Source organism: Staphylococcus muscae (genome assembly GCF_003019275.1).
In the GTDB taxonomy this organism is placed as follows: domain Bacteria; phylum Bacillota; class Bacilli; order Staphylococcales; family Staphylococcaceae; genus Staphylococcus; species Staphylococcus muscae.
Map to the genome: position 1 here is coordinate 216,902 of NZ_CP027848.1, position 16,560 is coordinate 233,461.

A 16,560-nucleotide genomic window follows, 5' to 3' on the forward strand; every position below is an offset into this window, starting at 1 on the left:
ATTTGTTCACTCTTTCTTCATTCTTTAAAAATTAAATGCGTTTTGTCAAAATAAACTTTGACAATACATAAGTAATTGGAATTGTCACAATGAGGCCGGCAAATGGTGCGATGGACTCATTGAAATTTAAAAAATCTACAAATACAAAAATAAGTAGTGTTTGAATAACCATATTGACAACTTGTGTTAAAGGGAATGCCAAAAACTTTTTCAGTGTTGGTTTCACTTTGTAGACGTAATAACAATTTAAATAGTATGAAATGACAAATGCTACAACAAATCCAACAAGATGACTGATTAAATATTGAATATGAAAGATATGTAATAAAAGTAAATAGACAATGTAATAGTTGACAGTATTTAAACCACCTACAATAATAAAACGAATGATTTCAAAAAGACGTTCAGAAGTCATATTAAAAAATCCTACTTTCATGAATAATAGTAGATATATCAATACATTAAAGAATGAAAACCTACTGATAAAATATAACATAAACCATATTGAAAGGGATATTATTTATATGCCATATATGTTTAAAAAGTGTTGCAACTCGTTTGTTATCTCAATATCTGACATCTTGTTGTGTTGGTATTTTTTTCAACTGTAAAAGGATATGATGAAATAGATTGATTTAGAACAATAATATTTTATATCTAAACAAAATATCATTAAAAACTTAGTTGTTAATGTAATATTTCTAAGAAGTTGTAAAACAGAACCTTTTCGTATGATAAGACATATATATACAATAATATTGTAAACGTTTACATTTTGAGTTAACTCATTGCTATAAGACAAATTGATTGGTGATGCATGATGATTAAGTTAAGTAATGTGATCAAGACATATACTCAAGGACAGGTACAAACAGAAGTTTTAAAAGGTATCCAATTGGAAATTGCAAAAGGGGACTTTGTGGCGATTGTCGGAACGTCTGGTTGTGGAAAATCAACACTAATCAATATTATTGGTTTGTTAGACAGTGAATTTGAAGGTGAGCACATACTAAAGGGTGAAGATGTCACTAGTATGAGTGAACAACAAAGGGCGATGTACCCAAATGAATATATTGGCTTTATATTTCAAAACTTTAATTTAATTGATGAATATACGGTGAAAGAGAATATATTAGTTCCTTTTCTTTATTCGACACATACCTATGATATGCAATATATTCAGGAACTCATTAAGAATTTAGGATTAGAAGATAAGCTAAATGACTATCCTAATCAATTATCAGGTGGTCAAAAACAACGTGTAGCAATGATAAGAGCAATGGCACACAAACCATTATTTTTAATTGCTGATGAACCAACGGGCGCTTTAGATGAGGCAAATAGAGATGAAATTTTAAGAATATTCAAACGAATAAATGATCAGGGCACAACAGTAATTGTTGTCACGCATGATGATGTTGTTGCAAGTTATTGTGACAGAATTTACGTTACGCGTAATGGTAAAGTAACTTTGAAAGAAGTGACGACCGATGAGAATTAAAAAAATTTTTGCTGATACATTTAAGTTATTATTGCGCAATAAGAGACAAAGTATCTTGACTTCATTAGCAATCGCTATTGCAACATTTGTTGTACTTATCGTATTGTCCAGTTCTTATTACACAACAGAATCATTGAGAGATGATTTGAATGTTGATAAAGCGATGATGACATTGACGTTCACACCAGTAAATATACTCGATCATTCTGGATTTACAAAAACTGATAAAGCATTAATAGAACGGAAAATTGGAAAGCCAGTTCGTTTGTCTTCGAGTTCATATGGTCTATATACACCCGTTTCTTATAAAAATACGATACATCATTTAAGTTTTCGCAGTATAGAAGATTTAAAAGACAATAGTGTCAACCTTCCAACGATTTTAAATGGTAAGGATTTGAAAAATTTATCCAATGGTATTGCGATAAGTGATAAGGCATTAATACAACTCACACATCAAAATCAGATTGAACATTTTCTCGGGACACATTTAACGATTTCAGGAAAAAAGTATCAAATTCAAGTAATTTATTTCGGATCAGAAGTTAATAAAATGTTACCGTCACTGATTGTATCAAAGCAACTGAAAAACAACTTAATGAATGGGAAAGCATATTATGATGAAATCATTATGCCAACCAATCGTTTAAGTGATGTCAATACAGCATTGACAGTATTAGATGAAAAAGGTACGCATCGTAAAACAGGTATGTACACTTATGATGACAAACATCGTTTATATGAAGAAACAGAAGATCAAGCGACAACCGTGATTAATTTTATTGCTATCCTTTCAAGTATTTCAATATTTGTCGCAGGGTTTGGTGTGATGAATGCGATGCTTTCTTCGGTAAATGAGCGAACAAAAGAGATTGCGATTAGGAGAGCGTTAGGTGCTAAAAAGTCAGATATTCATCTTGCTTATATGATGGAAGGGACTATATTATCAACAATTGGTGGTTTCGCTGGAAGTATGATGGCTTTGATATTCGTCTTTATTATGAATACTACGGGATTGCAGTCAAAGTTATCAGTAAGCCAGGTGTTGATCACAATAGGTGCAACGGTTCTATTTGGTGTATTGTTTAGTGTAATTCCAGCTATGGTGGCAGCTAACAAAAATGTAGTGGATGGTTTACGATGATTAAAAATATAGTTAGTGGTGGGACTATGAAACTTTCAAAATTTGAATATATGTTACTTTTATTGATTACAACTGAGTTTATCTTATGCTTTTTATTCATTAATCATTTAACGATATTTCAATATATGATTTTTGTTCAAATCATTCCATCAATTTTATCTGCATTTTTTATAGGTAGGATTGCAGCAAGGAGCCGATTTAAATGGTTAGTTATTCTTACGAGTTCTATTGTTTTTGTTATTGTTATTATCTCAATATTAAATGTGACACCAATATCAACGATTGAAAACAATACGGTTCAGTCTAAAACATCAGTTATTTTATTTAACAGAAACATGAAGATTGGCACATATTTTGGTTTGTTTTTCAAGAATTTTTGTTGAGTACTTTTGTTTTAATGATTATTACACTTTTTAATCGAATTAAAAGTGGTAAATTTTAATGCGTAATTACAATATAGTTTGAAAGTAAACATTAAATGATTTTTGGGAATTGTGGCATATAATCGTTATCGATTGTATGCTATTTTTTGTTTTAATTGGCAAAACTTGATACTAAACAATTATTTTAATGACGGAATTGATTATTCTTGAGATAACAAGGAGGTCATCATATGCAAAAGGCTATTTTGAAATACAAACATCATTTACTACTCATCGTGACGATATTACTTGCTTTAGCAATTATTGTTCATTTGGTCTCAGGATATGGGGCTATCGTTGAGATACTATTGGTTATTGCATCAATACTCGGTGGTGCACCGATTTTCGTACAAGCTTTTCAGGCATTGAAAGTACGGGTTGTCAGCATTGATTTACTCGTTTCTATTGCGATTGTTGGCGCACTATTTATTAAAAACTTTGAAGAATCGGCAGTCGTAGCATTTCTATTTTTACTCGGGTCATATTTAGAACAACGAACGTTAAATAAAACACGTTCTGCCATTCAAAATCTAGTGGAGCTATCACCTGAAACCGCACTACGACAAGAGTTGAATGGGGAGTTTGTCGAGACGGATATTGATGAGATTGATGTATCAGATACGTTGCTTGTCAAAACAGGGGCAAGTGTTCCCGTAGATGGTGTTGTCATATACGGAAGCGGCACAATTAATGAAGCCAGTATCACAGGAGAATCAGTACCTGTCACGAAAGAGATTGGAGCAAAAGTTTTTGCAGGTACGATATTAGAAGACGGTATGTTGCATGTGGAAGCAGAACGTATAGGAGAAGAAACAACATTTGGAAAAATCATTGAGTTAGTTGAAGAAGCACAAGACTCAAAGTCAGAAGCGGAACGTTTTATTGATCGGTTTGCGAAGTACTATACACCATTTATTTTACTGTTAGCGATTGCTATTTGGATGATTACAAGAAATATAGAGTTAGCTGTTACAATTCTCGTACTGGGTTGTCCCGGCGCACTCGTTATCGGTGTTCCTGTATCAAATGTTGCTGGACTCGGAAATGGCGCTAAAAATGGCGTGCTATTAAAGGGCAGTGAAGTGATTCATCGCTTGAGTCATATCGATACGATTTTATTCGACAAAACAGGTACTTTGACTTATGGAACGCCACGTGTGAACGAAGAAATCTTTTATACGAAACACCGTGAAAAAGCTATTTCTTATCTTGTGAGTATGGAAAAATCTTCCAATCATCCGCTTGCTAAGGCCATATTAGATCAATATAATACAGCTAAAAAACATGACATCGATGATTTAACTGTTGTGAAAGGTGAAGGCATGACGGCAACTGTCGATGGGCAACATGTCATCATAGGGAATTGCCAAATATTAGAACGATACAACATAGCGGTACCGGAAACAATCAAATTAGATATTGCACGACTTGAGAATGAAGGACATACAATTGTTATCACAGTGATTGATGAACAGATCGCATTAATCAATGGCATACAAGACCAAGTTCGTGAAGGTCTTGAAAAAGATTTGGAACGATTAAATAAACTAGGTGTAAAAAAACGGATTGTTCTGTCAGGGGATAATCAAGGTACTGTTGATCGTGTAGTAAAAAAATTGAATTTGACAGAAGGATACGGCAATATGCTGCCAGATGAAAAATCAGCGGTTGTACGCCAATTGCAAGATAATGGTGAAACAGTGGCATTCATTGGTGATGGGATAAATGATAGTCCATCCCTAGCACTTGCAGATATTGGCATGGCAATGGGATCAGGTACAGACGTTGCCATTGAGACATCGAATGTGGTTTTAATGAATGAAGACTTCCATCATTTACCGCATGCGATTGGATTAGCAAAATCAATTAGAAGAAATATGATACAGAATATTGTCATTGCGTTAGCTGTTGTACTCGTACTTCTTTTAAGTATTATCTTCAGTGATTGGATGAATATGGCAATTGGCATGTTTGTACACGAAGCAAGTATATTAGTCGTCATATTAAATGGTATGCGCTTATTAAATTATAAACAAAAATGATGAAAACTTAATAGATATCAATTTCTAATGGTTGAACTATTGATACGATAAATATAACAAATATGAGAGGGAGATTATTATGAAAAAAGCAATTTTAAAATTAGAAACATTAACTTGTCCATCATGTATTCAAAAGATTGAAGCTGCAATGAAACGATTAGAAGGTGTCAATGCAGAAAGTGTGAATGTGATGTTTAATGCGAGCAAAGTAAAAGCAGACTTTGACGCAGAAAAGTTGAAGCTGGATCAAATTGTCAATGCGATTGAATCAATGGGATATGAAGTTTTAAAAGCAACAGAAAAATAACGATTTGCATAGACACGAGTCATTGATATCAAATGTTTCAATTTAAAGCTTGAGTGCGGTAGACTGAAGATAGATAAACATGCTCAGAGGAGGGATTTGATGTCAGAGCATCTATGTGTATCATTGGTCCCATTATTTCATCAACTCGATCATGAAGATTTAAAGAAGATTAATGCGTGTGCAAAGGTATCGCATTTTGAAAAAGGAGATGTCATTTTCCAGCCGGGTGATGAACAATTATATATCGTTGCCGATGGAAATATGAAAATTTATCAATTATCGAGTAATGGTAAAGAACAATTATTACGGGTTGTAGAGCCGGGGAGTTATGAAGGAGAAAGTCAATTGTTCGGTGTAGAGAATGATGCTCGCTTTGGTGAAGCATTAAACAAAACAACAATTTGTTCAATTAGTAAACAAGATTTTAATGAGATCTTAGTGGATCATCCACAACTTTCTATGAAGTTATTAGAATATAATATGCAGAAGGTCCTTCAATTAGAGCAACAAACACAATTTCTCTCAATGGAGAAGGTAGAAGAACGTTTAGCATCGTATCTGATTGATCTTATGATAGCTGAGGAGAGCAACAAAGTGGTGATTCCGATGTCGATGAAAGATCTTGCGACGTTTTTAGGGACAACGCCTGAAACATTATCTCGAAAGTTAAAGTACTTGGAACAACTTGGATGTATCGAAAGAAAAGGGCGCAACATTTCAATTGTAGATGTAGAAGCACTTGAAAATATATAAATCAATTTTTACAAAGGTGTCATAACATTGAGATAATAAATGTCTCAATGTTTTGGCACTTTTTAAGGTTGTGAGATGTAAAAAAGATAATAGTAGATTAAAAATGAAACAAAATGACATAATAAAACATGATACAATACAGAATGGTAATCATGTTAAGATTTACTTCATGTGAGTAGTTAATAGAAGATTATCTTGAATATTTAAATATGAAACGATAAAAATAAATGATGCAATTTTTAAAGTGAAAGGAAGAAAAATGATGGCAACAATACAATGGTTCCCTGGACATATGGCGAAAGCAAGACGTGAAGTCACAGAACAATTAAAAAAGGTTGATGTTGTATTTGAATTGGTAGATGCACGTATCCCGTATAGTTCACGTAATCCGATGATTGATGAAGTGATTCAACAAAAACCACGTGTTGTGATTTTAAATAAAAAAGATATGGCTAAAGAAAGTGAAATGTCTAAATGGTTTGCTTTTTTCAAGGAGAAAGGAGCCCTTTCAGTTGCGGTGGATGCAAAGCATGGCAAAGGTTTGAAACAAGTTGAAGCGGCTGCAATTGAAGCAACAAAAGAGAAGTTTGCACGTGAAAAAGCAAAAGGGCTTAAACCACGTGCAATTCGTGCGATGATTGTTGGGATTCCAAATGTTGGCAAATCGACATTAATTAACAAGTTAGCCAATCGTTCTATTGCACAAACGGGAAATAAGCCGGGTGTGACGAAGCAACAGCAATGGATTAAGGTTGGAAAGTCTTTACAATTGTTAGATACACCGGGGATTTTATGGCCGAAGTTTGAAGATCAACTGATCGGTAAAAAACTCAGTCTGACAGGTGCGATTAAAGATAGCATTGTTCATTTAGATGAAGTGGCGATATATGGCTTAAACTTTTTGATTGAACATGATTATGACAGTTTGATTAAGCATTATAAAGTTGATGTACCGAGAGATGCAGAAAACTTAGAATGGTTTGATGCAATTGGACGAAAACGTGGTCTTTTACAACGTGGAAATGAAGTGGATTATGAAGCGGTGATTGAATTGATTATCAATGATATCCGAAATGCAAAAATTGGTGCTTATTGCTTTGATTTGCACGACGAAATGAAGGATATTCAAGATGACGACGAATAAAAAGAAAACAATTCAAGAAATTAAACAGTTGCTTGAAAATATGCAAACACTCGAAGCGTTAGCTCACCATCCTGATGCTCAAGATACAAGAAAAGGGGTACAAGCAGCCTTTCGTTCTCGTCGAAAACAATTAGAGAAGCAAGCGCAATTGCTGGAACAGTATGTGGAAATGTCTCGTTATGAACAAGCTATTTTAGACGAACAACCTGAAGCGTTAATATGTGGTATCGACGAAGTGGGACGTGGACCTTTGGCAGGTCCAGTTGTAGCGAGTGCTGTTATTCTGGAGACGAATCATCAACATATTGGGATTAATGATTCCAAACAGTTGAATGCAATGAAGCGTGAAGCATTAAATCAATCATTGAAAGAAAATGTTCGATCATGGGGAATTGGTGTTGCGAGTGTAGAAGAAATTGACACATTGAATATTTATGAAGCAACAAAGTTAGCAATGTATCGTGCAATCAATGACTTATCAGTGCAACCTACGCATTATTTAATTGATGCCATGACATTGGAGAAACTGGATGCCCCCCAGCAAAATATTATAAAAGGAGATGCGAATAGTGTCTCTATTGCTGCAGCGAGTATTATTGCAAAAGTCTATCGGGATGAAATGATGGTTGAATATGCTAAAACGTATCCCGGATATGATTTTGAACACAATGCAGGTTATGGAACAGCAAAACATCTAGACGGCTTAGCGACTCAAGGTGTCTGTCCAATTCACCGACTATCTTTTGAACCCATCAAATCAAAATATCAATAAAATTATTTATAGAAGGTCTTTTTTCTTTGTATCCAAACACAGAGAGAGAAGATCTTTTTATATTTCAAAATATGTATGGTCTTAAGATACAATGAAGTAAAACGTTTTCAAATGGAAGGATGATAGAATGAAAAGAACTGAAATAATTAGCACTTTGTTTATAGCTTGCATTATTTTATTAAGTGCATGTGGGAGAGAAGCGCCTGTTTCCGCACCAGGTGATGAAGCATATCAGAAACATAAACATGAATTCGTGTATTATGAAGTGTTGAACAATGGCGACGAAGATTATCCGAAAGTAGATATTGCATACAAAGAAAAGGGGAAACTGAAACATATTTATACAAACTTAGATTATGTATATGAACATATTATTGAAGATGAGACGACACCATTCTTTGTCAAAGACGGTAAGGATATTCACGTATATCGTCCTCCTTACATGACATTTGGTGATGACAGTGTAAAAGGTGAAGTAGTAGATAAAAATGAAGTGAGTGGTAATCGATGAAAAAGCGATTCATAGGTATAGTTAGTTGCTTATTCGTGTTTGGAACGCTCGCATCTATACAAGTGCAAGCACACAGTGCGACAAGTTCAAGTACTAGCAGTTCATCAACGACACAGAGTACGAGTTCGTCTTCAAGTAATGCATCTCGATCTAGCATCACTGCAAGGCAATCATCACTGAATGCAAGTCGACAAGCAATGCAACGTGCACAACAAAACGCCACTCGACAAACTGCAGTACGGAATCAGCAATACCGAAGTACAGGACAACAAAAAGGACGAAATGTAACAGCCCAGCACAAACAAGTTGAACTCCCAGCAAAATATCATCCTATTGTGCCAGTGCCAACATCGTATCAAGACAATTTAGCGCCATTTTTACAATATCAAATTACAGGCTACTATAATAATGTGCTTTTTTATCAAATCATTACAGCAAATGATGATTTAGAGAAACAGCGAAAGGGTAAAATGATGTCGTTAGATGCGCAGAAACGCATTTTAAAAAAACAAGTAAAACCGGGTGAAAAACTATACACATTGACGATTAAAACTGATAACCAACAAGATCGATTAATTGTGTTACCTAAGTCTGATTATGAAAAAGTAAAAAAAGGGCAAAAAGTGCAGTATCATCACGGTCGTATAGAGATTTTAGAGTAAGTTATTATGTTAAATAGTTTTCAAAAAGCTATATTTATGTTTTACTAATTATATACATGCCAAAAAGAAAGGGATATGTTAATTTATGGATGAAACATTACAAAAGCTTTATTCAGTCTTAGTACATTTTGAAGAAAAAGAAGCTGAGATTACTGAAGATGAAGCAACTTTAGCAAAAATCAAAAATGAAATTGAAGAAAACTTAGATGTATCAGTAGAAGAATTATCACAACTAGATCTTATTCGTGTATTGAAAGAGCATAACTTTGTCGTAGAATCTGCCGAAGACGATCAAAAAATTGTAAGTGTCCCAATGGATGAAGAAACACAAGTGACATTCCAAACTGAAAAATAATACATGACTTATGAACAACACCTTTGTGAACAACATAACAAGGTGTTGTTTTTATTTGCATGATGTCATGTGAGATATAGTAATAGAGAAGATTTATGTTTTGAATGATTTGGAATACAAAAAATGAATCATATGAAAGTAGTATGAATCTGTTTACAATAGCGCTTACATTTTTTATAATTGAATATGAACTTAACCTTAAGAAACAGGAGGATGGAGTATGAATATCCATGAGTATCAAGGAAAAGCAATCTTTCGCTCAATGGGCGTAGCAGTACCAGAGGGGCGTGTTGCTTTCTCGGCTGAAGAAGCTGTTGAAAAGGCAAAAGAATTAGACACAGATGTTTATGTAGTGAAAGCACAAATCCATGCAGGGGGCCGTGGTAAAGCAGGCGGTGTTAAAATTGCTAAGTCTTTATCAGAAGTGGAAACTTATGCGAATGAGTTATTGGGTAAAGTTTTAGTCACACACCAAACAGGCCCAGAAGGTAAAGAAGTGAAGCGTCTTTACATTGAAGAAGGTGCGGACATTAAGAAAGAATACTATGTCGGCTTTGTTATCGACCGTGCAACAGATCGCGTAACATTAATGGCGTCTGAAGAAGGGGGAACTGAGATCGAAGAAGTTGCTGCGAAGTCTCCAGAGAAGATCTTCAAAGAAACAATCGATCCAGTGGTAGGTCTTGCACCATACCAAGCACGTCGTATCGCATTCAACATCAATATTCCAAAAGAATCAGTCAACAAAGCAGTTAAGTTTTTAATTTCACTTTATAACGTGTTCATTGAAAAAGACTGCTCAATCGTTGAGATCAACCCACTTGTTTTAACAGGTGAAGGAGACGTATTAGCATTAGACTCTAAGATTAACTTTGATGACAATGCATTATTCCGTCATAAAGACATTCAAGAATTACGTGACTTAGAAGAAGAAGATCCAAAAGAAATCGAAGCATCAAAATATGACCTTTCTTACATCGCTTTAGATGGTAACATCGGTTGTATGGTAAACGGTGCAGGTCTTGCAATGGCGACAATGGATACAATCAACCATTTCAATGGTACGCCAGCAAACTTCCTAGACGTAGGGGGCGGTGCTACAAAAGAAAAAGTTACTGAAGCATTCAAAATCATCTTAGGTGATGAAAATGTTAAAGGTATTTTTGTAAACATCTTTGGTGGTATTATGCGCTGTGATGTCATCGCTGAAGGTATTGTAGCAGCTGTTAAGGAAGTAGACCTTACATTACCATTAGTTGTGCGTTTAGAAGGTACAAACGTAGCACAAGGTAAACAAATCTTGGAAGAATCAGGCTTAGCGATCGAACCTGCAAGCACAATGGCTGAAGGTGCACAAAAAATCGTTAAACTTGTAAACGAAGCGTAAGGAAAGGATGGGACAACTAAAATGAGTGTATTTGTAGATAAGAATACGAAAGTTATCGTACAAGGTATTACAGGGTCAACTGCCCTTTTCCATACTAAACAAATGTTAGAATATGGCACGCAAATCGTAGCAGGTGTTACACCAGGTAAAGGTGGACAAGTAGTTGAAGGCGTACCAGTATTCAATACAGTAGAAGAAGCTAAAAATGAAACAGGTGCAACTGTATCAGTTATTTATGTACCTGCACCATTCGCAGCAGATGCGATCTTAGAATGTGCAGATGCTGAGTTAGACTTAGCGATCTGTATTACAGAACATATTCCAGTTGTGGATATGGTTAAAGTAAAACGCTACTTAGAAGGTAAGAAGACACGTCTTATCGGACCTAACTGCCCAGGTGTTATTACTTCTGATGAAACAAAGATTGGTATCATGCCTGGATATATCCACAAAAAAGGCCACGTAGGCGTTGTATCTCGTTCTGGTACATTGACTTATGAAGCGGTTCATCAATTAACTGAAGAAGGTATCGGTCAATCAACAGCAGTTGGTATCGGTGGTGACCCAGTTAACGGTACAAACTTCATCGATGTTTTAGAAGCGTTTAATAACGACGAAGAAACAAAAGCGGTTGTGATGATTGGTGAAATCGGTGGTACTGCTGAAGAAGAAGCAGCAGAATGGGTTAAGGCAAACATGACAAAACCAGTCGTTGGCTTCATCGGTGGACAAACAGCACCTCCAGGAAAACGTATGGGTCATGCTGGTGCGATTATCTCAGGTGGTAAAGGAACAGCAGCTGAGAAGATTAAAACTTTAAACAGCTGTGGTATTAAAACAGCAGCAACACCATCTGAAATTGGTGCAACATTAATCGATGCTGCTAAAGAAGCTGGTATTTACGAATCACTTTTAACAGTTAAAAAATAAGATATATTGATACATGTACACATGTAATAAATATATGGGTGGGGTTTTATCCTTTTGCATAACGGATAAGCCCTGCCTTTTTGTATTTTATGATTGGAGGTAACACATGACAGATAAATTAACGATTGAACAATTACTGTTGCTACTAGTATATAGTGGGTTTTCTACACGGCAAATCCACAAATTCTTCCCGAATATAGAGAGAGTGAATGGCAACCAATCGACATTAATTGAAATACTAGAATCACATCAAGATAAAAGAATTCAAAGAAAAATCAATAAGTTACGTCACATGAATATACAATTGATTGAGCAGCATTTACAAGATGAATGTATTCATACCGTCAGTTTATATGCTGCCAATTATCCCACGCTTTTAAAACATATTTATGATCCCCCAACTATCCTATTTTGTCGTGGACAACTTCAACTTTTAACATATAATCAAACACTTGCGATTGTAGGTTCTCGCAATCATACTCACTATACGAACAAAGTATTAAACGATATCATGCCACATTTTGCATCAGCACAATTAGAGATTGTATCAGGGCTAGCAAAGGGTGCAGATGCATGTGCGCATCAATTAGCGATTCGATACGGTTGTCCAACAATTGCTGTATTGGGATTTGGCCATCAACATCATTATCCGAAAGAAACGAAGTACTTACGCAACTATATGGACCGTGCACAATTAACAATTAGTGAATACCCGCCATTTGTACCACCAGCGGCTTATCGTTTTCCCGAACGGAATCGACTTATTAGCGGTCTGTCAAAAGGAGTATTTATTACTGAAGCGAAAGAGCGGAGTGGTGCGCTTATTACGATAGATCACGCACTAGAACAAAATCGCAATGTGTATGTATTACCCGGTGATATGTATAATCCATTTACAAAGGGGAATTTATTGAGAATTCAAGAAGGTGCAGAAGTCGTCTTGTCAGAAAATGATATTTTGAAGGATTATTGTCAGTAATTTTGGAAAAGCCTTGCAAAATAATGATAAAACATTGACAAAAACAAAATTGAGCGTTTATCATTTACATTTGTAATCAGAAATTGCAAGGGGGGATCTCCATTGGCAGAGAATCTTGTCATTGTTGAATCGCCTGCAAAAGCTAAAACAATCGAAAAATATTTAGGAAAAAAATATAAAGTCATTGCTTCTATGGGACATGTGCGAGATTTACCACGCAGTCAAATGGGTGTGGACGTAGAAGATAACTATGAGCCTAAATATATTACAATTCGTGGTAAAGGGCCTGTCGTAAAAGAATTGAAACGACATGCAAAGAAAGCAAAAAAAGTTTTCCTTGCAAGTGACCCCGATCGCGAAGGTGAGGCAATTGCATGGCATTTGGCAAATATACTTGAACTACAAGATCAAACAGATAATAGAGTCGTATTCAACGAAATTACAAAAGACGCAGTAAAGGCAAGTTTCAAAAACCCACGTGGTATCGAAATGGAGCTCGTTGATGCACAACAAGCACGACGTATTTTAGATAGATTAGTAGGTTATAACATTTCACCAGTATTATGGAAAAAAGTGAAAAAGGGCTTGTCAGCAGGTCGTGTGCAATCAGTGGCACTTCGATTAGTTATTGATCGTGAAAATGAAATTAGAAACTTCAAACCAGAAGAGTACTGGACGATTGAAGGGGCATTCCGATATCAAAAATCAAAATTTACAGCTAAGTTTCTTCATTATAAAGGGAAACCATTTAAGCTAACGAATCAAGATGACGTGAAGTTGATTACAAATGCGTTAGATGGTGATCGATTCGAAGTAACGAAGGTAACTAAAAAAGAACGAACTCGTAAACCAGCAAATCCGTTTACGACATCTACTTTGCAACAAGAAGCTGCACGTAAACTGAACTTCAAAGCACGTAAAACGATGATGATTGCACAACAGTTGTATGAAGGAATCGACTTAAAACGTGGAGGTACAGTCGGTTTAATCACGTATATGAGAACGGATTCAACACGTATCTCTAAAGATGCTCAAGCTGAAGCAAAATCATACATTGAAGATCAATACGGAAACGAATATATTTCTAAATCAGTCAGCAAAGGGAAACAAGGCGACCAAGATGCCCATGAAGCGATTCGCCCAACGAGCACGTTGCGTACACCAGATGACGTAAAGAACTATTTGACACGTGATCAATTCCGTTTGTACAAATTGATTTGGGAACGCTTCGTAGCAAGTCAAATGGCACCTGCTATTCTTGATACGGTTGCCGTTGATTTAGAACAAGGTGATATCAAGTTCCGTGCAAATGGCCAAACAATCAAGTTTAAAGGTTTTATGACATTGTATGTGGAAGCCAACGATGATGCGACGAAAGAAAAAGAAAATCGTCTTCCTAAATTAGAAGAAGGCAATGAAGTGATTGCGACGAATATTGATCCTGCGCAACACTTCACGCAGCCACCACCACGTTATACGGAAGCACGACTTGTTAAAACTTTAGAAGAGTTGAAGATTGGACGACCTTCGACTTACGCACCAACGATTGATACGATTCAAAAACGTAACTACGTTAAAAGTGAAAGCAAGCGTTTCGTACCAACTGAACTTGGTGAAATTGTGCATGAACAAGTGAAAGAGTACTTCCCAGAAATTATTGATGTCGACTTCACGGTGAACATGGAAACATTGCTGGATAAAATTGCTGATGGCGACATTGCTTGGCGAAAAGTGGTCGGTGATTTTTACAATAGTTTCAAACAAGATGTTGCACGTGCTGAATCAGAGATGGAAAAGATTGAAATTAAAGATGAACCAGCGGGCGAAGATTGTGAGAAATGTGGTTCGCCGATGGTGATTAAAATGGGACGTTATGGCAAATTCATGGCTTGTTCAAATTTCCCGGATTGTCGAAATACGAAAGCAATAGTTAAGCCAATCGGTGTGAAATGCCCAACATGTAAAGACGGCGATGTTGTAGAACGTAAGTCTAAGAAGAATCGTCTGTTCTACGGTTGTTCAAACTATCCAGAATGTGACTTTGTTTCATGGGATAAACCGGTTGGGCGTGATTGTCCGAAATGTAATCACTATTTAGTAGAACAGAAAAAAGGTCGCACAACGCAAGTCGTTTGTTCGAACTGTGATTATAAAGAAGAAGCAGTAAAATAACGTAGAGAAAAGGAGCATTTCAATGACAACAGTCAACATTATTGGAGCTGGACTGGCAGGGTCAGAAGCAGCCTATCAACTTGCGCAACGTGGCGTAAAAGTGAACTTATATGAGATGCGTCCTGTGAAGCAAACACCAGCGCATCATACTGATAAATTTGCGGAACTTGTATGTTCAAACTCTTTAAGAGGGAACGCACTTACAAATGCAGTCGGTGTTTTAAAAGAAGAAATGCGTCGCTTGGATTCACTCATCATTGTCGCAGCAGATAAGGCACGTGTGCCAGCGGGTGGTGCACTTGCGGTTGACCGCCATGACTTTGCGGGCTACATCACAGATACATTAAAAAACCATCCGAATGTAACTGTTAAAAATGAAGAGATTACTCAAATTCCAGAAGGACCTACGATTATAGCGACTGGTCCTTTAACAACAGAAGGGCTTGCGGAAGAGATTGTCTCATTGACAGGCGCGGATCAATTATATTTCTATGATGCAGCAGCACCAATTATCGAAAAAGATTCAATAGATATGGATAAAGTGTACTTGAAGTCTCGCTATGACAAGGGAGAAGCAGCTTACCTTAACTGTCCAATGACAAAAGAAGAGTTCGAACGTTTCTATGAAGCAACATTGGCAGCGGAAGCAGCACCGATGAAAGACTTTGAAAAAGAAAAGTATTTCGAAGGTTGTATGCCATTTGAAGTAATGGCAAGTCGTGGACCGAAAACATTGTTGTTTGGACCGATGAAACCAGTCGGACTTGAAGATCCAAAGACAGGAAAACGTCCGTATGCAGTGGTACAGTTGCGACAAGATGACGCAGCAGGCACACTATATAACATTGTAGGATTTCAAACACGTCTGAAGTGGGGCGAACAAAAAGAAGTGTTGCGACTTATCCCTGGACTCGAGAATGTTGATATCGTTCGTTATGGTGTGATGCATCGAAATACTTTCATCAACTCACCGGGAGTCTTATCAGAAACATATGAGTTCAAGGCGCGTCCAAACTTATTCTTTGCTGGTCAGATGACAGGTGTTGAAGGCTACGTTGAGAGTGCAGCAAGTGGAATGATTGCGGGTATTAATATGGCACACCGTATGTTAGGTAAAGGTGATGTGATCTTCCCGAGAGAAACGATGTTAGGTAGTATGGCTTATTATATTTCTCATGCGGAGAACAACAAAAACTTTCAGCCGATGAATGCAAACTTTGGATTAGTACCAGCATTGCCTGAACGAATTAAAGATAAGAAAGAACGTTATGAAGCACTTGCAGATCGCGCATTGACTTATCTTGATAGCTTTAAAAAGACATTGAATTAAATGAAACTGATAATTTATAACAGATGAAGCGCAGTCATAGAGAGGTCAGAAAGTGACAGAAGTGAAACAAGATTTTCACTTCTGAATCACTTGTTAGGAGTGGATAAACGTAGCTATTTCAAAATTAATAGTGTCGTTACTCTTAAAAA

At 36.2% G+C, this 16,560-nt stretch carries 17 protein-coding genes; 16 read left to right on the forward strand and 1 reads right to left on the reverse strand.

The genetic code is table 11. The features are described from left to right. Nucleotides 1-31: 31 nt before the first annotated feature. Nucleotides 32-415, reverse strand: a complete 384-nt coding sequence (locus C7J88_RS01055; protein WP_095116337.1) for a GtrA family protein — start codon at nucleotides 413-415, stop codon at nucleotides 32-34. A gap of 405 nt (nucleotides 416-820) precedes the next feature. On the opposite strand from C7J88_RS01055, the gene C7J88_RS01060 reads away from it, so the two are divergent. From C7J88_RS01060 to trmFO, 16 genes are all read left to right on the forward strand, one after another. Next, nucleotides 821-1,501, forward strand: a complete 681-nt coding sequence (locus C7J88_RS01060) for an ABC transporter ATP-binding protein (protein ID WP_095116339.1) — start codon at nucleotides 821-823, stop codon at nucleotides 1,499-1,501. Further along, nucleotides 1,491-2,645 carry an ABC transporter permease gene (locus C7J88_RS01065; protein ID WP_095116341.1) on the forward strand — a complete coding sequence of 385 codons (1,155 nt, stop codon included), beginning with the start codon at nucleotides 1,491-1,493 and terminating at the stop codon, nucleotides 2,643-2,645. The genes C7J88_RS01060 and C7J88_RS01065 overlap by 11 nt, the downstream gene beginning before the upstream one ends. After that, the gene (locus tag C7J88_RS10510; RefSeq protein WP_170040997.1) at nucleotides 2,642-3,028 is read left to right on the forward strand and encodes a hypothetical protein; all 387 of its coding nucleotides are present in this window, start codon (nucleotides 2,642-2,644) and stop codon (nucleotides 3,026-3,028) included. The genes C7J88_RS01065 and C7J88_RS10510 overlap by 4 nt, the downstream gene beginning before the upstream one ends. Before the next feature lie 230 nt (nucleotides 3,029-3,258). Next, nucleotides 3,259-5,109: a heavy metal translocating P-type ATPase gene (locus C7J88_RS01070; protein ID WP_095116345.1), complete on the forward strand. Its 1,851-nt coding sequence runs from the start codon at nucleotides 3,259-3,261 to the stop codon at nucleotides 5,107-5,109. Nucleotides 5,110-5,188: 79 nt separating this feature from the next. Next, nucleotides 5,189-5,416 (forward strand): heavy-metal-associated domain-containing protein, encoded by a 228-nt coding sequence (locus tag C7J88_RS01075; protein WP_095116347.1) that lies wholly within the window; start codon nucleotides 5,189-5,191, stop codon nucleotides 5,414-5,416. Between the two features lie 99 nt (nucleotides 5,417-5,515). Continuing rightward, nucleotides 5,516-6,169 (forward strand): Crp/Fnr family transcriptional regulator, encoded by a 654-nt coding sequence (locus C7J88_RS01080; protein ID WP_095116349.1) that lies wholly within the window; start codon nucleotides 5,516-5,518, stop codon nucleotides 6,167-6,169. A 262-nt stretch (nucleotides 6,170-6,431) separates the two neighbouring features. Then, a complete protein-coding gene (ylqF, locus tag C7J88_RS01085; protein WP_095116351.1) occupies nucleotides 6,432-7,313 on the forward strand; it encodes a ribosome biogenesis GTPase YlqF in 882 nt (293 codons plus the stop codon). Next, nucleotides 7,300-8,085, forward strand: coding sequence for a ribonuclease HII (locus C7J88_RS01090; RefSeq protein ID WP_095116353.1), 786 nt, complete (start codon nucleotides 7,300-7,302; stop codon nucleotides 8,083-8,085). The genes ylqF and C7J88_RS01090 overlap by 14 nt, the downstream gene beginning before the upstream one ends. A gap of 127 nt (nucleotides 8,086-8,212) precedes the next feature. Continuing rightward, a complete protein-coding gene (locus C7J88_RS01095) occupies nucleotides 8,213-8,596 on the forward strand; it encodes a hypothetical protein (protein WP_095116355.1) in 384 nt (127 codons plus the stop codon). Then, nucleotides 8,593-9,258, forward strand: a complete 666-nt coding sequence (locus C7J88_RS10580; protein WP_095116357.1) for a hypothetical protein — start codon at nucleotides 8,593-8,595, stop codon at nucleotides 9,256-9,258. The genes C7J88_RS01095 and C7J88_RS10580 overlap by 4 nt, the downstream gene beginning before the upstream one ends. A gap of 85 nt (nucleotides 9,259-9,343) precedes the next feature. Next, nucleotides 9,344-9,613, forward strand: a complete 270-nt coding sequence (locus C7J88_RS01105; protein WP_095116359.1) for a hypothetical protein — start codon at nucleotides 9,344-9,346, stop codon at nucleotides 9,611-9,613. 220 nt (nucleotides 9,614-9,833) lie between these two features. Further along, on the forward strand, nucleotides 9,834-11,000 hold the full coding sequence (sucC, locus tag C7J88_RS01110; RefSeq protein ID WP_095116361.1) for an ADP-forming succinate--CoA ligase subunit beta: 1,167 nt from the start codon (nucleotides 9,834-9,836) through the stop codon (nucleotides 10,998-11,000). Nucleotides 11,001-11,021: 21 nt separating this feature from the next. Further along, entirely contained in the window at nucleotides 11,022-11,930 is a 909-nt protein-coding gene (gene sucD, locus C7J88_RS01115; protein ID WP_095116363.1) for a succinate--CoA ligase subunit alpha, read from the forward strand. A 106-nt stretch (nucleotides 11,931-12,036) separates the two neighbouring features. Further along, entirely contained in the window at nucleotides 12,037-12,909 is an 873-nt protein-coding gene (dprA, locus tag C7J88_RS01120; RefSeq protein ID WP_095116365.1) for a DNA-processing protein DprA, read from the forward strand. Nucleotides 12,910-13,011: 102 nt separating this feature from the next. Further along, nucleotides 13,012-15,081, forward strand: coding sequence for a type I DNA topoisomerase (gene topA / locus C7J88_RS01125; protein WP_095116367.1), 2,070 nt, complete (start codon nucleotides 13,012-13,014; stop codon nucleotides 15,079-15,081). 22 nt (nucleotides 15,082-15,103) lie between these two features. Next, complete coding sequence (gene trmFO, locus C7J88_RS01130; RefSeq protein WP_095116369.1) at nucleotides 15,104-16,411, forward strand: FADH(2)-oxidizing methylenetetrahydrofolate--tRNA-(uracil(54)-C(5))-methyltransferase TrmFO; 1,308 nt, start codon at nucleotides 15,104-15,106, stop codon at nucleotides 16,409-16,411. The last annotated feature ends 149 nt before the right edge of the window (nucleotides 16,412-16,560 follow it).